The sequence below is a fragment of the Delftia lacustris genome, assembly GCF_040267515.1.
In the GTDB taxonomy this organism is placed as follows: domain Bacteria; phylum Pseudomonadota; class Gammaproteobacteria; order Burkholderiales; family Burkholderiaceae_C; genus Comamonas; species Comamonas tsuruhatensis.
In genome coordinates, this window is the sequence record NZ_CP141274.1 from 6,409,307 (window position 1) to 6,428,125 (window position 18,819).

Below are 18,819 nucleotides of genomic sequence, written 5' to 3' on the forward strand. Positions count from 1 at the left end.
GCTTTCACGGTTCTTTCGCAAAGTCCCCACCCTGTCCGAGACCGCTGCCACCATGTCCTCCGCCACGCCCCCACTCCAGGCCACCTCACAGGTCCTGGGCGCCTGCCCCCATGACTGCCCCGATACCTGCTCGCTGGTGACCACGGTCGAAGACGGCATCGCCAAAAGAGTCCAGGGCAACCCCGACCATCCGCACACGGGCGGCGTGCTCTGCGCCAAGGTCAGCAAATACACCGAGCGCAGCTACCACCCCGAGCGTGTGCTCACCCCGCTGCGCCGCGTGGGCCCCAAGGGCTCCGGGCAGTTCGAGCCCGTGGGCTGGGACGAGGCGCTGGCCGACATCGCCGCCCGGCTGCACGCGCTGGCGGCGCGCGATCCCGAAACCATCCTGCCCTACAGCTACGCAGGCACCATGGGCCTGGTGCAGGGCGAGAGCATGGACCGGCGCTTCTTCCACCAGCTCGGCGCCTCGCTGCTGGACCGCACCATCTGCTCCAGCGCCGGGGGCGAGGCCCTGAACTTGACCTATGGCGGCAAGCTGGGCATGCGCGTGGAGCATTTCACCGAAAGCCGGCTCATCCTCATCTGGGGCAGCAACAGCATCGGCAGCAGCCTGCATTTCTGGCGCTATGCACTGGAGGCCAAGCGCAACGGCGCGCGCCTGGTGTGCATCGACCCGCGCAAGACCGAGACCGCCGACAAATGCCACGAGCACCTGCAGCTGCTGCCCGGCACCGATGCCGCCCTGGCGCTGGCCCTGATGCACGAGCTGATCACGCACGGCTGGCTGGACCATGACTACATCGCGCGCCACACGCTGGGCTGGGAGGAACTCAAGGCCCGCGCCCTGCAGTGGCCGCCCGAGCGCGCGGCCCAGGTCTGCGGCCTGCCCGTGGAGCAGATCCGCCAGCTGGCGCGCGACTATGGCACCACCACGCCCGCCGCCATCCGGCTGAACTACGGCGTGCAGCGCGCGCGCGGCGGCGGCAATGCCGTGCGCGCCATCGCCTGCCTGCCGGCCCTGGTGGGCGCCTGGCGCCACCGTGCCGGCGGCCTGCTGCTGTCCGCCTCCGGCGCCCTGCCCGCGCAGCGCGCCCGACTGCAGATGCCGCACCTGCTGGGCGAGCGCCGCCCGCGCACCATCAACATGAGCACCATCGGCGATGCCTTGCTGCACGAAGGCGGCAATGGCTTCGGCCCGCGCGTGGACGCCATCGTGGTCTACAACAGCAATCCCGTGGCCGTGGCGCCCGAGTCGGCCAAGGTCGTGGCAGGCTTTGCGCGCGAGGACCTGTTCACCGTGGTGCTGGAGCATTTCATGACCGACACGGCCGACCTGGCCGACTACGTGCTGCCGGCCACCACGCAGATCGAGCACTGGGACATCCACGGCAGCTACGGCCATACCGACGTGCTGCTCAACCGCCCCGCCATCGCGCCGCTGGGCCAGGCGCGCAGCAACGGCCAGATCTTCCGCGACCTGGCCGCGCACATGGCGCGGCATGACGACGCCTTTGCCGCTGCCCATTTCCAGACGGGAGACGAGCAACTGTGCCGCGAGGCGTTCGAGGGCCGCGGCGTGGACTTCGACGAGCTGCTGGACAAGGGCTTTGCCACCCTGGCCCTGCCCGAGGCCCCCTTTGCCGAGGGCGGCTTCGCCACGCCCTCGGGCCGCTGCGAATTCACCAGCGCCGAGCTGGCGCGGCGCGGCATGGACCCGCTGCCCGACTACCTGCCCAACTACGAAACCGCCGAAACGGATGCGCGCTACCCGCTGGCCATGATCTCGCCGCCGGCACGCAACTTTCTCAACAGCAGCTTCGTCAACGTCAAGAGCCTGCGCACCATGGAAGGCCGACCGCTGGTGGAACTTCACCCCGACGACGCCGCCCCGCGCGGCGTGGCCGAGGGCGACCGCGTGCGCGTCTTCAACGACCGGGGCAGCTACGAATGCCACGCCACCCTCAACGGCCGCGCGCGCCGTGGCGTGGTCAACGGCCTGGGCATCTGGTGGCGCAAGCACGGCGACAACGGCACCAATGTCAACGAGCTCACCCACCAGCGCCTGACCGACCTGGGCCGCGCGCCCAGCTTCTACGACTGCGCGGTGCAGGTGCAGCGGCTGGCCTGAGCCCCGCCCCGGAGGCGGGCGATTCCTGCGCAATGGCGTCTGGCGCATCGGCACAATGGACCGCATTGCCACCACCGACAGGAGATGCCCATGCTGCAAACCGCCGTGGTCGCCGTGCGCGACCGTGCCCGGCTGCAGGAAATCGTCGGCGTGCTGCTGCGCTTCGGGCTGGCCGACCTGGTCGACACGCTGGGCCTGGCCCGCTTCGCGCCGCGCGGCAGCCAGCCCCATCCCGAGCATCCGCTGGATGCCAGCCGCCCCGAGCGCCTGCGCATGGCCCTCGAACACCTGGGCCCCAGCTTCGTCAAGCTGGGCCAGATCATGGCCACGCGCTCGGACCTGCTCGCGCCCGAATGGACGGCCGCGCTGCAGCAACTGCACAGCCACGCCGCCCCGCTGCCCTGGGAGACGGCCCAGCCATTGATCGAGCAGTCGCTGGGCCTGCCCGTGGAGCAGGTGTTCACGCATTTCGATCCCGTGCCGCTGGCCTCGGCCTCCATGGCCCAGGTTTACCGTGCGCGGCTGCCTGCGGCCGAAGACCGGGAGGACCGGGATGACCGGGAAGGCCGGGAGGAAGGCAGCGGCAGCGACAGCCCCCCTGCGGCCCGCGCTGCCGACATCGAAGTCGTGGTCAAGGTCCAGCGCCCCGGCCTGCGCCCCCAGATCGAAGCCGACCTGCGCCTGCTAGAGCACCTGGCGCTGCTGGCCCAGGAACAATGGCCGCAGCTGGCACGCTACCGCCCGCGCGAGGTCACGCGCCAGCTGGGACAGGCGCTGCGCGAGGAACTGGATTTCACCGTCGAAGCCCACAACGGCGACGCCGTAGCGCGGCACTTCGCGGCCCAGCCCGAGATCGTCGTGCCGGCCATCCACTGGGCATTGAGCGGGCCGCGCCTGCTGGTGCAGGACTTCGTGCCGGGCGTGCCAGCCTCGGCCGTGGGCGCGGACCCCGCGCTGGACGGCCCGCTGCTGGCGCGCCGTGGCGCCTGCGCGTTTTTGCAGATGGTGCTGCGCGACGGCCTGTTCCACGCCGACCCGCACCCGGGCAACCTGCTGGCCCTGCCCGGCAACCGCGTCGGCTTCATCGACTTCGGCATGGTCGGGCGGCTGTCTCCCCAGCGCCGCCGCCAGGTGCTGGGCCTGATGCGCGCCCTGGTCGAGGGCCAGGGCCGCAGCCTCTCGGGCGTGCTGCTGGACTGGGCCGCCGAAAGCGAAATGCCCGGCCGCGCCCCGCCCTCGGCCGCGCGCATCGAGGCCGCCGTGGACCGCTTCGTGACCCGCCATGGCCCCGGCGCCAGCAACGGCCGCCTGGTGATGTCCCGCGCCCTGCAGGACTTCATGGCCCTGGCCCGCGAAACCGGCGTGGCCCTGCCCGCCGACATGGCGCTGCTGCTCAAGGCCCTGATCACGGCCGACCAGGTGCTGCTGCAGCTGGACCCGCAATTCGACGTGGTGCAGACGGCCACGCCCCTGGTCAAGGCCCAGCTGCTGCAGCGCTACTCCCTGCGCAGCCTGGCGCGCCAGCGCCGCGCCGCCATGGCGCAATGGATGGACCTGGCCGACGACGCGCCGCACACCCTGCGGCTGGTGATGCAAAGACTGCGCTCGGGCCGGCTGCAGGCCGACCTGGACATACGCCACATCGACCGCCTCTCCCAGGCCCTGGAACGCGCCGCCACCCGCCTGGCCCTGGCCGTGGTCTCCGGCGCCTTCATCCTGGGCCTGGCCCCCGGCCTGCTGACCATGGGCCCGCGCCTGTGGGGCATCCCCCTCTTCGCCGCCCTGGGCGTGGCCGGCGCCGCCGCCAGCCTGGCCGTTCTTTTCACCACCATGCGCAGGCAGAAGGCGCTGGATTGATGGCTGGATTGATCGCTGGATTGGCGATCAGGAACGCCAAAAAAAGCAGCACCAGCGCATCAGATCAAAGCCGGGCGCCGCCCCCAAAACCGCCACGGCCCAACCCAGAGACACCGAGGAAGGGCCTACGCCGGCCGCGCCGCCCCGCACCGAGGGTGTCGCCGGCTGCCCGTACGCCCCCTCCGCGAAGCGAGAAGGGGCGCCGTGCAACGGGCGACGTGCAACGGGAAGCGGCGCAGCCGCTCAGGGGGTCAGTCCAATTTGACGCCCGCGCTCTTGATGATGGCCCCCCAGCGCTTGGACTCCGCGCGCGACATGGCCAGGAACTGCTCGGGCGTGCCGGGCAGCGCCTCCATGCCGAAGTCCTGCATGCGCTTGACCACGGCGGGGTTGGCCAGGGCCTTGTTGAGCTCGGCGTTCAGGCGCTGCACCACGGCCGGGGGCATCTTGGCCGGGCCCAGGATGCCCTGGAAGGCATAGACCTCGGTATCGGGCACGCCGACCTCGGCCAGCGTGGGCAGCTCGGGCAGGCTGGGCACGCGCTTGCCCGTGCCGATGGCCAGGGCGCGCACCTTGCCCGACTGGATCACGGGCAGGCCCGAGGCCAGGTCCAGGAACATGCAGGGCACCTGGCCGCCCATCACGTCGGCCAGCGCGGGTGCCGCGCCGCGATAGGGGATGTGCGTCAGGAAGGTGCCCGTGCGGTTCTTGAACATCTCCATGGCCAGGTGGTGGGGCGAGCCGTTGCCGGGAGAGGCGTAGTTGACCTGGCCCGGATGCGCCTTCACGTAGGCCAGGAATTCCTTGAAGGTCTTGGCCTCGAAGTTCGGGTTCACCACCAGCGCCATCGGGAAGCGGCTGATGCCGCCGATGTAGGTGAAGTCCTTTTCAGGATTGAAGGACAGCTTGCTGAACAGGTGCTCGTTGTAGGCCAGCACGGCGTTGTCGGCCGACATGATGGTGTAGCCGTCGGGCTTGGCCGTGGCCACGATCTGGGCGCCGATGTTGGTGGAGGCGCCGGGGCGGTTGTCCACCACGATGGTCTGGTTCAGCGTCTGGCGCATGGCCTCGGCCACGGTGCGCGCCAGCACGTCGGTGCCGCCGCCGGGCGGATAGGGCACGACCCAGCGGATGTTGCTGGCGGGCCAGTCCTGCGCCTGTGCAAAAGGCGCGGCCATGCCGGCGGATGAGGCCGCCACGGCGGCCAGGAATTGTCTACGGTCCATTGTTGTCTCCTGTGGGATGGGTGTGGATGGGTCCTGGCCGCGCCCTGTTGCTTTTGTTCATGGAGGCGGCGGCCGTGTGTTTCAGGGCGGGCTGGCTGCGGGGAACTCCACGCGCTGCACCTTGAAGCCCTGGGCCGCCAGCAGCGCCGGCAGGCCGCGCGTGCCCACCATGTGCAGGGCGCCCACGGCGGCGAACACGCTGCGGCCGGAACGGATCTGCCGCGCCACTTCGCGCGCCAGGCCGGGGTTGCGGCCATAGACCATGCGGTCGTAGTCGGCACGCTCGGCGGCATTGGCCATGCAGTCGCACCAGTCGGGCAGGCTCTCCAGCAGGTGGATGCGGCCATCAGCCCAGACGCCTGCGATCAGTCCCAGCTTCTGGGCGGCGATGCCGCTTTCCAGCTGGCGCAGGCCGGACTCCACCGTCTCGGCCACGCGCGCGGGGTCGTCCGAGACCAGCTCGCGCAGTTGCAGCTCGGGTGTCTCCAGCGACAGCACGGGCTTGCCCAGGGCCAGCGCCACGCCGGCCAGCGAGAAATCGATGCCATAGGACGCGTCCAGCCCCTCGCTGCGGCCGGCCAGCGACAACAGGGAGATCACCTGGGCGTCGGGGCGCAGCAGGGCCAGCTCGGGGCCGGCGCAGGCCAGGCGCCTTTGCTCCTCAAGCCGGCGCTGGAGATCGCCGCGCAGCGGCGGCGCATCGGGCCGCGCCTGCATGCCGGCGAACAAGACCTTCATGACATCGGGATCGAGGATGTTCAGCTCCAGCGCCAGGCTGTCGGAGGCGCGCAGCGCGTCCGCCACCGTGGGGCCGGGCACGCTCCAGTCGAGCTTGGCCGCGTGCATGGTCCCGTAGAGCCAGCTGGTGCGGCCCCGGTGCTCGATGCGCCACAGCAGCCCGCGGTCCTGCGCCTTGCGCTGCAGGGCGCGGATCTCGTCCGGGCCGGGCATGCGCGCCTCGGGCGGGCAGGTGACGGGGTCCGCGGCCGGGGGCGCCGCGAATGCCCCCGCCAGCGGCGACAGCGCCAGCGCGGCCAGGCCGGCGCGCAGCGACCTGCCCGCCAGGCGCCACCAGGGTGCGCAGACGCGGCTCATTCGGCAGGCTCGACGATGTTCTGGTCGATGGCGCCGAAGATGCTCTGGCCGTCCTTGCCCTTCATCTCGATGCGGATGGTGTCGCCAAAGCGCATGAACTCGGTCTTGGGCGCGCCGTCCTGGATGGTCTCTATGCAGCGCTTCTCTGCGATGCAGCTGTAGCCCTTGGGCCACTCCATGCGCCGGTTCTTGCCCTTGCCGCTTTCCACGCCCTTGTTGCTCACGGTGCCGCTGCCCACGATGGAGCCGGCGCGCACATTGCGCGTCTTGCAGATATGGGCGATGAGCTGGCCGAAGTGAAAGCTCATGTCCTCGCCCGCATCGCACATGCCGACCTTGCGGCCGTTCCAGGTGGACTGCAGCGTCAGGTGCAGGCGGCCGCCCTTCCAGGCGTCGCCCAGCTCGTCCAGCGTCACGGCCACGGGGCTGAAGGAGGTGGCGGGCTTGGACTGGAAGAAGCCGAAGCCCTTGGACAGCTCATTGGGGATCAGGTTGCGCAGGCTCACGTCGTTGGCCAGCATGACCAGGCGCACGCCGCCCAGCGCACGCTCGGGCGTGGCGCCCATGGGCACGTCGGCGGTGACGACGGCGATCTCGGCCTCGAAGTCGATGCCCATGGACTCGCTGGGCACCACCACGTCGTCGCAGGGGCCCAGGAAATCGTCGCTGCCGCCCTGGTACATCAGCGGGTCGGTGTAGAAATTGGCGGGCACCTCGGCGCCGCGCGCCTGGCGCACCAGCTCCACATGGTTGATGTAGGCCGAGCCGTCGGCCCACTGGTAGGCGCGCGGCAGCGGCGCCATGCACTGGCGCGGATCGAAGGCAAAGGCATGGACCGCCTTGCCGCTGTTGAGCAGGTGGTAAAGGTCCTGCAGCTGGGGCGCCATGTAGCTCCAGTCGTCGAGCACCTGCTGCATGCGGCTCGCTATGCCGGTCGCATAATGGGCCTGGCTCAGGTCGCGTGACACCACGACCAGTTGCCCGTCCCGCGATCCGTCCTTGTATGTGGCAAGTTTCATGCTGCTCCCCCGTGCCGCCGCCGCGCGCCACGGCATCCGGGCAGCGGCCTGGATACCCATGGCGACGCAGCCACGAATTACGATAAGTTAAATTGATTTAACTAAACAAAACCAAATTCTATTGCAATGGACAAGGAACGCGCAGGGATTCAATCGGTCGAGGTCGGTTTTACGTTGCTGGAGGCGCTGACGCGCGCCCGGGGCCCGCAGATGCTCAAGGACCTGGCGTCCGACGCCGGCATGAGCGCCGCCAAGGCGCACCGCTACCTCGTGAGCTTCCAGCGCATCGGCCTGGTCACCCAGGACGCGCGCACCTCCCGCTACGACCTGGGCCCGGCCTCGCTCAAGCTGGGCCTGGCATCGCTGGCGCGGCTGGATCCCGTGCGGCTGGCGCGCGAACGCATGCCCGCGCTCATGGAACGCATCCACCACACGGCGGCCATCGCCGTCTGGGGCAACCACGGGCCGACCATCGTGCACTGGGAGGAAAGCGCGCAGTCGGTCACCGCCAATCTGCGCCTGGGCGACGTCATGCCCATGCTGGCCTCGGCCACCGGGCGCTGCTTCGCGGCCTGGCTGCCGCGCGAGGTCACGGCCCCGCTGCTGGAGCCCGAGGTGGACAAGGCCCGCCGCATCCAGCGCAAGGACCTGCCGCTCACCCCCGAGGCCATAGACGCCATGCTGGCCGAGGTGCGCGAGCGCGGCACCGCCCGCGTGGTCGATACCGTGCTGCCCGGCATCGTGGCGTTTTGCACGCCGGTCTTCGACTCCTCGGGCCATATCGTGCTGGGCCTGACCACGCTGGGCTCGATTGCCACTTTCGACCCCGAATACGGCGGCGCCATCGATGCGCCCCTGCGCGAGGCCTGCGTGCAGCTGTCCCAGGACCTGGGCTGGAATGCCTGAAATGCACCTGCGCCAGCGCGCCCTGCCCGCCCTCACCGCCGTGGTGCTGGGCGTGCACGCCCTGGCCCTGCTGGGCCTGCCGCTGTGGAGCCAGGTGTCAGCGCCGCACACCGAGGTGGCGGCCATGCAGACACGGGCGCTGTCCCTGCCCGAGCCACCCGCTCCCCCGCCTGCCGCCGCGCCCGAGACACCTGCGCCCGTACCCAAGCCGCAACCCCGCCCTCGCCCCAAGGTCCAGCGCCCGACACCCGCCGCGCCCACCGCACCCGTGGCCGAGCCGCTGGACACGCCCATCCGCGAAACCGTGGAGCCCTTGCCGATGGCCGCAGCGCAGGAGCCTGCTGCATCGGACGCCTCGGAAACCGCCCGTGCTGCTGCCGATACGGGTGCCGGCAGCGAGCCAACTCCGGCCACACCGCCGGCGCCGCCCGCTCCCAAGCCCGAACCCGAAACACCGCCCACGCCCTCGGCCGGACCGGCCCAGGGCATGGCCATCACCTCGCCCGACGGCACGCCGCTGGCCTCCGACGCCCCCGTTCCCGTGCAACTGCCCGATCCCGCGCGGCTGTCGTTCGCCGTCACCGGCCAGGCAAAGCGCTTCAACTATTCGGCCAATGCCGAGCTGGTCTGGCGCCATGCCAACGGCCAGTACCAGGCCAGCCAGGAAGTCAGCCTGTTCCTGCTGGGCTCGCGCTCGCAGACCAGCGAGGGCCGCATCACCGACAGGGGCCTGGAGCCCAGCCGCTTCAATGACAAGGCGCGCAAGGAGCAATCGGCGCAGCTGGCGTTCGACCAGAACCTGGCGCGCTTCAGCACGGGCGCGCCCGACGCGCCCATCGCGCCCGGCGCCCAGGACCGGCTCAGCGTGTTCCTGCAGCTGTCGGCCCTGCTGGCGGCGGCGCCGCAGCGCTACCCGGCGGGCACGCAGATCAGCTTCATCACCGTCAGCGCGCGGCGCGCCGACCGCTGGACCTTCCGCGTGGGCGAGACCGAGACGCTGGACCTGCCCTCGGGCAGCACGCAGGCGCTGCGGCTGGACAAGATCGCGGCGGCCGGCGATGACCAGCAGGCCTCGCTGTGGCTGGCGCCGTCCATGCAATACCTGCCCGTGCGCATCCGGCTGGCGCAGGACAACGGCGACTTCGCCGATCTGCAGCTCAAGAGCCGCCAGGCGCCTTGACACACGGGACACCGGTGGGACACCGGTGATTTCCCGGTAGTCCTGCACTTGCAGCCACCGCCACCGCCCGCCTACCACAGCGCGGCCTGCGGCACACGCCGCAGCGCATGCCAATCCGTGGAATACTGCATGCAAGTGCCTGCGATAGATCGGGACCCCCACGGTCCTTGAAATCCGGCGCTTCGCAGCCATGTAGGCTGTGCGACGCCCGGCAACGGGCCAGAAAGGGAACACCATGCAAATGCTTTACGACTCCGAATCTTTTGTGGTGCTCCATCTGCGTCCCGACATGGATCCGGATGCAGCGGCCGGCGAAGCTGCGGTCGATGCCGCCCGGCAGCTGCCACGCCACGGCTTCGAAATCGTGGACAAGCGCTCGGGCAAGGAGGTCTACCTGGATGGATCCTGGGCCGAGATGTTCCAGAAGCAGATCATCGCCTGGCAGCAGGACGCCCCCACCGAGGAAGAGGTCGAGGACGCCCTGGAGCGCTACGCCGGCCTGGCCCAGCAGCCTGTCGTGGTCCACTGACAGCACACAGCGCACGGTCCCGTGAAGGGACTTCGCGCCAGGCCCGCCGCAGGTTCTCTGCGGCGGGCCTTTTCTTTGGGCGCGGCCATTGCGCGCACCCTGGTGCTTTCACCGATCCGCAGGCTGCGCCTGCTGCCTAGAATCGCCGCACAGGTTCAAGATTTGAAGACCATCTGTGAGATGGTCTTGTCGCGCCTGTACGGTTTGCCGGCCTCTTGCAGAAACACAGGAGGCCAGCATGCAGACCAGCATCCACAGGGTTCGCGGCGTTCAGGATGTCATCGCCTACATCGACGCACGCCAGGGCATTTCAGGCCGCGCCGGCACCATCTGGTGGCTGGCCCTCGGCGGACTTTTCCTCGACGCATTCTCCAACTCCGCACTCAGCGTGGGCCTGGGCCCCATGACGCGCGACCAGCAGCTCACGCCGGCCGAAGTGGCCTGGATGACGTCGCTGGCCTCCTGGGTGTCCATCGCCTTCAATCCCATCGGCGGCTGGATGGCCGACCGCTGGGGCCGCATGCGCCCGCTGGTCATCGCCAAGGTGCTGGCCGTGGCCGGCGCGCTGCTGGTCAGCATGGCGCCCGACTACGCCACCATCCTCTTCGGACGCTTCTTCGTGGGCGCGGCCTATGGCATCGACTTCGCCATCGCCATGGCGGTGCTGGCCGAATTCACGCCCGCCCGCCTCAAGAGCCGGCTCAATGTCTGGCAGGGCATGTGGTACATGGCCGTGTGCAGCAACCTGGTGCTGGCGCTGTGGTTCCATTCCTGGGATGTGGGCGATTCGCTGTGGCGCTATTCGGTGGCCGCCACGGCGGTGTTCGGCCTGTTCATCCTGGGCATGCAGGCCGCGCTGCTGGTGGAAAGCCCGACCTGGCTGGCACGCAAGGAGCGGCTGGATGACGCCGCCCGCGCCATGACGCGCATCTACGGCGCACACGGCCAGCGCTTCGAGGCCGCGCCGCCCGCCGAACGCCTTCCCGTGCTCAACCCGGCGCGGCGCGGGCTGGCCAATGTGCTGCTGATCTTTCGCGGCATCTACCTGCCGCGCACGCTGCTGGCGGCCACGGTGCAGATAGGCCAGTCCATCCAGTACTTTGCCGTGGGCTGGTACCTGCCGCTGATCAGCGCCTCGCTGTTCGGCAAGGACTTCCGCGAGGCCACGCTGGGCGCGCTGGTGTTCAACGTGTTCGGCATCGTCGGCGGCTTCCTGTCGCCCGTCATCGGGCGCAGGCTGGGCCTGCGGCGGGCCTCGGCCTTCGGCTTTGCGCTGGTGTTCCTGATGCTGCTGGTGCTGGGCCTGTTCAACGGCCGCATGCCCATCTGGCTGGCCGTGGCCGTGCCCTCGCTGTTCATCCTCTTTCATTCGGGCGGGCCAGGCGCCAACGGCAAGAGCCTGTCCACGCTGTCGTTCCGCAGCGAGCTGCGCGCGGGCGCCAACGGCGTGATCGGCGCGCTGGGCGCCATGGGCGCGGCGCTGGGGCTGCTGGTGTTCCCGCTGTTCCGCCAGCAGTACGGGCTGGAGAACACCTTCCTCATCCTGTCCGTGGTGCCGCTGCTGGCCAGCATCGTCTGCTTTTCCATCCGCTGGGACCCCACGCGCACCACGGTGAACCCCGACGACGAGCCCGGCGCGCCCCAGTTCGCGGACGACGCCGCCCCGCCCGCCAAGATCGCTCAAACCACCGCCTGAAAGAGACCACCCCATGCACCATGAAGCCGTGATCCTTTGCATCGACGAAGGCACCTCGGGCACGCGCGCCGCCGTCGTGGGGCGCGACGGGCAGGTGTCCGCCCAGGACTATCTGCCGCTGGAAATCCACTGCCCGCGCCCCGGCGTGGTCGAGCAGGACGCCGACCTGCTGCTGGAGCGCACGCTGGACGTGTGCCGCCGCGCCATCGCCCGCGCCCAGGGCTGCGGCCAGCAGATCGTGGCCCTGGCCATTGCCAACCAGCGCTGCTCGGCCGTGCTCTGGGACACGGCCACGGGCCGTTCGCTGACGCCCATCATGGTCTGGCAGGACTCGCGCCACCGCGACGAACTGGCCCTGCTGGCCGGCGACTGGGATGCCCGGCTGATCCGCCACGCGGGCCGGCCCGTGGGCGTGCGTTCGCCCTACCTGTGGGCCGCGCGCAAGCTGCGCGAATGCCCGGCCGTGGCCCAGGCCTGGCAGCAGCGCCGCCTGGCCTTCGGCACCATCGACTCCTGGCTGCTGTGGCATCTGTCGGATGCGCGCGCCGTGGTCACCACGCCCACCAATGTGACCTCGGGCAACGCCTATGCGCTGGGCGATCACCGTTATCTGCAGGACTGGCTGGACGCGCTGGAGTTTCCCGCCGAACTGCTGCCCCGCCTGTGCGAGGACGTGCAGGACTTCGGCCGCACGCGCACCGAGCTGCTGGGCCTGGCCGTGCCCATCCTGGCCTGCGCGGGCGACCAGCATGCGGCCGCCGTGGGCCTGGGCTGCCTGGAGCGGGGCCAGGCGCTGTGCGTGCATGGCACGGGCAGCTTCGTCGATGTGCTCACGGGAACAAAGCTGCCCGCGCATGACGCGGCCCATGAAAGCTCGCTGACCATGACGGCGCGGCGCATGGACGGTGTCTCGCGCTATGCCATCGAGACCTATGTGCCCACCACGGGATCGGCGCTCAACTGGATCTGCGAGAAGCTGCAGTGGTTCGACAACCCGCAGCAGATCAGCACCCTGGCCCGCGAGGCCGAGACGCCGACCGACCTGGTCTTCATCCCCGCGCTCACCGGCCTGCGCCTGCCGGCCATGGAGCCGGGCGCGCGGGCCTCGATCTCGGGCGTGTCCATGGCCACCTCGCGGCCGCAGCTGGCGCGCTCCATCCTCGAAGGCATTGCGCATTCCGTGGCCTCCTGCGTGCAGGCCGACGAGGCGGCCGCAGGCACCGAGGTGGGCGAGCTGCTGGTGGGCGGCGGCCTGTCGGGCAGCGATGCGCTGCTGCAGATCCAGGCCGACCTAGGCGGCCTGCCCGTGCGCCGCCTGGCCGATACCGACAAGGCCAGCCTGCGCGGCATCGCCTTCATGGCCGGCAGCGCGGGCCTGCTGTGGGACGGGCTGGAGCAGGCCTGCGCCACGCTGCGCACCGAAGCGGTCTTCACCCCGCGCATGGCGGCCGACGAGCGCGGCGAGCGCCGCCGCATCTGGCGCGCCCGCGTGGGCGACGAACTGGCCCGCGCCCGGGCCCCCGGGCGCAGCGCCGCCCTGGAGGGCTGCGCATGATGCAATGGCCCTTTGGCAAGGAGCGCAGGGACAGCGCCGCACTGACCCAGACCGCGCCGCTGCAGCTGCAGCGCGCGGACCAGCTCGCGCGGCTGGGTGACGAGGCCTTCGACCTGCTGGTCATCGGCGGCGGCATCACCGGCGCCTATGCGGCGCTGGACGCCAGCCTTCGCGGCCTGCGCGTGGCGCTGGTGGAGAAGGACGACTTCGCCTCGGGCACCTCGTCCAAGTCCTCCAAGATGGTGCACGGCGGCCTGCGCTACATCGAGCAGGGCAACCTGGGACTGGTGCGGCACTCGCTGCTGGAGCGCCAGCGCCTGCGCCGCAATGCGCGGCACCTGGTGCAGCGCCTGCCCTTCCTGTTTCCCGTGATGGAGCGCGACGGCGTCTTCGACGCCCGCCTGGCCAAGGCCTTCGGCAGCCTGCTGTGGACCTACGACCTGGCCGGCGGCTGGCGCGAAGGCATCCTGCACCGCAAGCTCGGCAAGGCCGAGGTGCTGTCGCACTGCCCGACCTTTCGCGAAGAGCAGCTCCTGGGCGGCTACATGTACTTCGATGCGCGCGTGGACGATGCGCGGCTCACGCTGGCCGTGGCGCGCACGGCGGCCTTCCATGGCGCGGCCGTGCTCAACCATGCCCGGGCCACCGCCATCACGCGCAACGCCCACGGCGGCGTGGACGGCGCCATCGTCCAGGCCGATGGCCGCGAGATCACGGTGCGCGCGCGCAGCGTTGTCATGGCCACGGGCGTCTGGCTGCGCGACTGGGATGGCCGCAGGCCCGACCAGCAGGCGCAGCTGCACGTGCGCCCCGCCAAGGGCGTGCACGTGGCCATTCCCTGGCTGCGCATACGCAACGACTGCACCGTCACCATCCCCGTGCCGGGCCGCAGCCGGCGCGCCACCATCACGCGCTGGGGCGATGTGTCCTACCTGGGCACCACCGACGAGGACTATGCGGGCAGCCTGGACGACGTGCACTGCACGCGCGCCGAGCTGGACTTCCTGCTCGAAGGCGCCCGATCGGCGCTCAAGGTGGACCTGTCGCCCGAGGACGTGGTCGGCTCCATCGCCGGCTGCCGCCCCCTGGTCGGCCCGCCCGGCGGCAAGACCGTGGAGATGAAGCGCAACCACGAGATCCATGTGGCCGGCGACGGCCTGGTCACCATCGTCGGCGGCAAGCTCACCACCTCGCGCCACATGGCCGAGCAGACCGTGGACGCCGTGGAAAAGCTGCTGGGCCGGCGCACGCGCTGCACCACCGCCTCCGCCTTCCTGCTGGGCGCGGCCGGCTACGACGCCCAGGCCATCACGGCCACGGGCGGACTGTCGGCCCACCTGGGCGAGCGCTACGGCACGGAGGCGCGCTTCGTCAGCGACATCCTCGACGCGCATCCCGCGCTGGCCCGGCCCATCGTCGAGGGACTGCCCCACACCGAGGCCGAAGTCGTCTACGCCGCGCGCCACGAAATGGCGCGCACGGTGGAAGACGTGCTCTCGCGCCGCATGCGCGCACGCCTCATGGCGCGCGATGCATCGGCCCGCGCCGCAGCGCGCGTGGGCGACATTCTGGCCCAGGAACTGGGGCTGGCACCTGCGCAGATAGCGCAGCAGATCCACGACTACCGCCGCGCCATGGAGCGCGAGAAACAGATTTTGATGGGAGACATCCAATGCTGAGCAAAGACGCAATCGCCCGCGGCTACAACCGCCGCAACTACGTGGTGGGCGCCCCCACGACCCCGGGCTGGGCGGCGCAGGCCGCACCCGCAGCCGACCGCCCTGCCTCCGAAGGTCCTGCCTGCGGCCTGCAGCACGAACCCGTGGCCGTGTCCGAGGCCGTGCTCGCCGCGCTGCGCGCCGCCTGCGACCGCGTGCAGACCGAGCGCGCCGACATCGTTGCCGGCACGCGCGACTGGTGGGCCCGCACCATGGTGGCCGAGACCTCGGGCCACCCGGCCACGCCGCAGGCCGTCATCGCCCATGCATCCACCGTGGAGCAGGTGCAGGCCGTGATGCGCATTGCCGATGAACACGCCATTCCCGTCACCGTCTCGGCCGGGCGCAGCAACGTCACGGGCGCGGCCCTGCCCCTGCGCGGCGGCATCGTGCTGGACCTGTGCGAACTCAATCGCTTCATCGCCATGGACGAGCAAAGCCAGATCGTCGAGGTCGAGGCCGGCATGTTCGGCGACGTGTTCGAGGAAACCATCCAGCGCCGCCACGGCATGACCATGGGCCACTGGCCCTCGTCCTTCGGCATCAGCACCGTGGGCGGCTGGGTGGCCTGCCGGGGCGCGGGCCAGCTGTCCACGCGCTACGGAAAGATCGAGGACATGGTCCACGGCATGGACGTGGTGCTGGCCGATGGCCGCCTCGTCACCGTGGGCGGCTACGCGCGCGCGGCCATCGGGCCGGACCTGCAGCAGCTGTTCATCGGCTCGGAAGGCACGCTGGGCGTGATCGTGCGCATCCGCTTCAAGCTGCACCGCCTGCCCGACCACGGCCGTGCCATCGCCTATGGCTTTGCCAGCTTTGCCCAGGGCCTGGAGGCCTGCCGCCAGATCCTGCAGCAAGGCGCCAACCCCGCCGCGCTGCGGCTGTACGACGCGCTGGAAAGCGGCGTGCAATTCGGCCGCAGCGACCTCAACGTGCTGCTGATCGCCGACGAAGGCGCGCCCGAGATCGTCGATGCCGTCATGGCCATCTGCGAACGTGTGTGCGCACCCTTGGGTGAACGGCTCGACGGCGCCGCCACCCTGGAGCGCTGGCTGGACACGCGCTACCTGACCGGCAAGAGCGCCGAGGGCTTCAAGAAAGGCCCGGGCTTCGTCGCCGACACGCTGGAGATGTGCGGCCCCTGGAAAGACCTGCCGGCCATCTACGAGGAAGTGGTCGCCGCCCTGCAGGCCATCCCCGGCACCCTGGCCGGCTCGGCCCACCAGTCGCATGCCTATGTGGATGGCGCCTGCCTGTACTTTTCGCTGCGCGGCGAGGTGGCCGTGGACCAGCGTGCCCAGTGGTACCGCGCGGCCTGGGACGCGGCCAACGCCGTGCTGCTGCGCCACGGCGCCACGCTCAGCCACCACCACGGCGTGGGCCTGCTGCGCGCGCCCTACATGCGGCAATCGCTGGGCCCGGCCTTTGCGCTGCTGGAGGCCACCAAGCGCATGCTGGACCCCAAGAACCTGCTCAACCCCGGCAAGCTGGGGCTGGACCTCTGACATGGGCCGCCCGGACAACTCCCTGGGCGCGCGGCTGGCGCGCCGCCCCGTCATCGCCACCCTGTACGGGGCCGAGCAGATGGACGCGCTGCTGGCCAGCCAGGCCGAGGTCGCCATCGTCGCCAACATCGAACTGCGCCGGCTGCGCTCGGTGATCTCCACCATCACCGGGGCGGGCAAGATCGCCATCGTCAACATCGACAGCTGCGACGGCATCTCGCCCGACAAGGGCGGCGTGGACTACCTTGTGGACCTGGGCGCCAGCAGCCTGCTGTCCACGCGCGTGGCCACCATCCAGCGCGCCAACAAGGCCGGGCTGCTGACCATGCAAAAGGTCTTCGTCACCGACCGCTCCACTTGGCCGCGCAGCATCAAGGCCGTGGAGCAGAGCGACCCCAACCTCGTGCAGATCATGCCCGCCCCCATGCTGGCCCACATCACCGAGGCCGAGCGCCGCATCCTGCCGCCGCTCGTGGCCTCGGGCTTCGTCTGCAGCCAGGAGCAGGTCCAGCAGGCGCTGGCCGGTGGTGCGATTGCGGTGTCTACCAGCGACAGTGGGCTGTGGTGAGGTGGGCCCTAGGCCGTGCGCGACGCGGCCGGCCCGCGCGCCTCCACCCAGCGGAACAGCGGCGCCACCAGCAGCAGCACGGCGATCAGCCGGCAGACCTGGAAGGCCGTGACCACGGGCACGCCCAGCTGCAGCACCTTGGCGGTGATGGCCATCTCGGTGATGCCGCCCGGCGAGGTGCCCAGCAGCAGGGTGACCCAGGGCAGGTCCGCGGCCAGGTGCAGCAGCCAGGCGAAGCCCGCGCAGATCGCCATGAGCCCCACGGTGCCCAAGGCCACGGAGCCCAGCCAGCGCGGCGCGGTGTGCAGGAATTCGCGCTTGAAGCGCACGCCCAGGCTGATGCCGATCACCAGCTGCGCCGCATTGACCAGGGCCTGGGGCACGGCCGACAGTTCCTGGCCGCACATGGTCAGCAGCATGGACACCAGCAGCGCTCCCAGGAACCAGGGGTTGGCGCGCCTGAGCCGGTCCATGGCCCAGGCGCCCAGGCCCGTGAGCACGGCCAGCAGCGCCAGCCCCGGCCATTCGACGATGCGGATGCTGGGCGGCGTCAGCCCCTCCAGCCCGTGCAGGCCACTCCACTGCAGCGCGAACGGAATGCTCACGGTGACGATGACCAGGCGCAGGCTGTGGCTGGCCGCCACCAGGTCGGTGCGCGCGTTCTCGCGCTCGGCCAGCAGCGTCATCTCCGACGCCGCGCCAATGGCGCCAGCGAAATAGGTGGTGGCGCGCATCTCGCCCGCCGGTATCTGCGGCATGCGCGGCGCATGCACGCGGTACAGCCAGGCGCCGAAGCCCCAGCCCAGCAGCAGCGCCCAGACGATGGCCACGGCAATCGCCCACCACAGCCCCGCGATCAACTGCACCACGGCCGGCGTGAAGTACAGGCCCAGCGAGGCGCCGATGATCCACTGCCCGCCGTTGCGCAGCCGGCCCGAACTGGCCGTGGGCGCGCCCAGGATGGAGGCCAGCGAGGTGGCGATCAGCGGCCCCAGCATCCAGGGCAGCGGCGTGCGCAGCCACAGGCACAGCTGGGCGGCGGCAAGGGCGCCCAGCAGGGTCAGTGCGATGCGAAGCAGGAAAATGGGGCGGCGCTCGGGCATGGCAGGCGAGGCGGGGGCAGGTCCAAAGCCTGCGAGTATCGCCGCGCCGGCTCCCGCGCGCTGCCGGCGGCGCTATCTCCGTGACAGGTCCGCGCCCCGCCGCACCGCCATCTCGCGGCCCATGGCCGCCTGCGCTGCCTCTGGCAGCATGCCGCGCGCCTGCGGGTAGGCCAGCCGCTCTTCATTCTCGACATGGCTGGCATAGCAGGCCGCGAAGCGTTCGAACACCTCCTCGTCAGCCGCGCCAAAGCCCTGGGACTGCCCCTCGGCCATGTCCAGCAGCGGCTGGCGCGCCAGCGCCCAGTCGGCGCTCATCAGGCCGTGCTCGCGCTGCAGGCGCTGCACCAGGGCCACGGTCTGCGCATCGCCCTGCTCCAGCAGCGGCGGGAAGACATGCAGCTCCTCGTCCTCATGGTGCAGCGGCGCCGCCTGGTCGAAGTAGCGCAGGATGTCGCGCGCCGCCTGGCGTGCGCTGTCGTCGCAACCTTTGGTCCGGAGATGCACGCGCAGCCGGTCCAGCAGCGCCAGCATGCGCAGCACGCGCTCGTGGCAGGCTTCGAGCATCTCGAAGGGCTGGTCGAAGCCCGTGCCGGGCGCGCGCCAGCCGGGCACGGCATCGCCCTGCGGGCGTTGACTCATCAGCTGCATATGCAAGTCCTTGGATGAAAAACTCTTGGCTTCCATTGCTTACCATAGGCCGCAAGCGGGCACTGCACGAACGGTGGCTGCAG

Annotated in this window: 15 protein-coding genes; 10 read left to right on the top strand and 5 right to left on the bottom strand. The window is 70.6% G+C overall.

What is annotated here, in order from left to right:
- Positions 1–52: 52 nt before the first annotated feature.
- The gene (locus U6958_RS30760; RefSeq protein WP_074920690.1) at positions 53–2,131 is read left to right on the top strand and encodes a molybdopterin-dependent oxidoreductase; all 2,079 of its coding nucleotides are present in this window, start codon (positions 53–55) and stop codon (positions 2,129–2,131) included.
- Positions 2,132–2,221: 90 nt separating this feature from the next.
- Positions 2,222–3,988 carry an AarF/ABC1/UbiB kinase family protein gene (locus tag U6958_RS30765; protein ID WP_074920693.1) on the top strand — a complete coding sequence of 589 codons (1,767 nt, stop codon included), beginning with the start codon at positions 2,222–2,224 and terminating at the stop codon, positions 3,986–3,988.
- A 251-nt stretch (positions 3,989–4,239) separates the two neighbouring features.
- On the opposite strand, the gene U6958_RS30770 is transcribed toward U6958_RS30765, so the two are convergent.
- The 3 genes from U6958_RS30770 to U6958_RS30780 form a co-directional block, all read right to left on the bottom strand.
- A complete protein-coding gene (locus tag U6958_RS30770) occupies positions 4,240–5,214 on the bottom strand; it encodes a tripartite tricarboxylate transporter substrate binding protein (RefSeq protein WP_016446620.1) in 975 nt (324 codons plus the stop codon).
- Positions 5,215–5,295: 81 nt separating this feature from the next.
- Positions 5,296–6,309, bottom strand: coding sequence for a TraB/GumN family protein (locus tag U6958_RS30775; RefSeq protein WP_074920695.1), 1,014 nt, complete (start codon positions 6,307–6,309; stop codon positions 5,296–5,298).
- Positions 6,306–7,328 carry a fumarylacetoacetate hydrolase family protein gene (locus U6958_RS30780; RefSeq protein ID WP_074920698.1) on the bottom strand — a complete coding sequence of 341 codons (1,023 nt, stop codon included), beginning with the start codon at positions 7,326–7,328 and terminating at the stop codon, positions 6,306–6,308. Before U6958_RS30780 ends, U6958_RS30775 begins: the two co-directional genes overlap by 4 nt.
- Before the next feature lie 126 nt (positions 7,329–7,454).
- On the opposite strand from U6958_RS30780, the gene U6958_RS30785 reads away from it, so the two are divergent.
- The 8 genes from U6958_RS30785 (at position 7,455) to U6958_RS30820 (ending at position 16,985) form a co-directional block, all read left to right on the top strand.
- On the top strand, positions 7,455–8,234 hold the full coding sequence (locus U6958_RS30785) for an IclR family transcriptional regulator (protein WP_012203056.1): 780 nt from the start codon (positions 7,455–7,457) through the stop codon (positions 8,232–8,234).
- Positions 8,227–9,414, top strand: coding sequence for a DUF3108 domain-containing protein (locus U6958_RS30790; RefSeq protein ID WP_074920700.1), 1,188 nt, complete (start codon positions 8,227–8,229; stop codon positions 9,412–9,414). Before U6958_RS30785 ends, U6958_RS30790 begins: the two co-directional genes overlap by 8 nt.
- 235 nt (positions 9,415–9,649) lie before the next feature.
- A complete protein-coding gene (locus U6958_RS30795) occupies positions 9,650–9,943 on the top strand; it encodes a DUF3567 domain-containing protein (RefSeq protein WP_034363542.1) in 294 nt (97 codons plus the stop codon).
- A 238-nt stretch (positions 9,944–10,181) separates the two neighbouring features.
- On the top strand, positions 10,182–11,639 hold the full coding sequence (locus U6958_RS30800) for a nitrate/nitrite transporter (protein WP_016451943.1): 1,458 nt from the start codon (positions 10,182–10,184) through the stop codon (positions 11,637–11,639).
- 13 nt (positions 11,640–11,652) lie between these two features.
- Positions 11,653–13,194, top strand: coding sequence for an FGGY family carbohydrate kinase (locus tag U6958_RS30805; RefSeq protein ID WP_074920702.1), 1,542 nt, complete (start codon positions 11,653–11,655; stop codon positions 13,192–13,194).
- Positions 13,191–14,873: a glycerol-3-phosphate dehydrogenase/oxidase gene (locus U6958_RS30810; RefSeq protein ID WP_074920704.1), complete on the top strand. Its 1,683-nt coding sequence runs from the start codon at positions 13,191–13,193 to the stop codon at positions 14,871–14,873. The genes U6958_RS30805 and U6958_RS30810 overlap by 4 nt, the downstream gene beginning before the upstream one ends.
- Positions 14,867–16,417 carry an FAD-binding oxidoreductase gene (locus U6958_RS30815; RefSeq protein WP_074920707.1) on the top strand — a complete coding sequence of 517 codons (1,551 nt, stop codon included), beginning with the start codon at positions 14,867–14,869 and terminating at the stop codon, positions 16,415–16,417. The genes U6958_RS30810 and U6958_RS30815 overlap by 7 nt, the downstream gene beginning before the upstream one ends.
- A gap of 1 nt (position 16,418) precedes the next feature.
- On the top strand, positions 16,419–16,985 hold the full coding sequence (locus tag U6958_RS30820) for a glycerol-3-phosphate responsive antiterminator (protein WP_012203049.1): 567 nt from the start codon (positions 16,419–16,421) through the stop codon (positions 16,983–16,985).
- An 8-nt stretch (positions 16,986–16,993) separates the two neighbouring features.
- Here the strand turns inward: U6958_RS30820 and U6958_RS30825 are convergent, their stop codons facing one another.
- Together U6958_RS30825 and U6958_RS30830 are read right to left on the bottom strand one after the other, a co-directional pair.
- Positions 16,994–18,088 (bottom strand): AbrB family transcriptional regulator, encoded by a 1,095-nt coding sequence (locus U6958_RS30825; protein ID WP_074920709.1) that lies wholly within the window; start codon positions 18,086–18,088, stop codon positions 16,994–16,996.
- Positions 18,089–18,160: 72 nt separating this feature from the next.
- On the bottom strand, positions 18,161–18,727 hold the full coding sequence (locus U6958_RS30830) for a hemerythrin domain-containing protein (protein WP_074920927.1): 567 nt from the start codon (positions 18,725–18,727) through the stop codon (positions 18,161–18,163).
- Between the last annotated feature and the right edge of the window lie 92 nt (positions 18,728–18,819).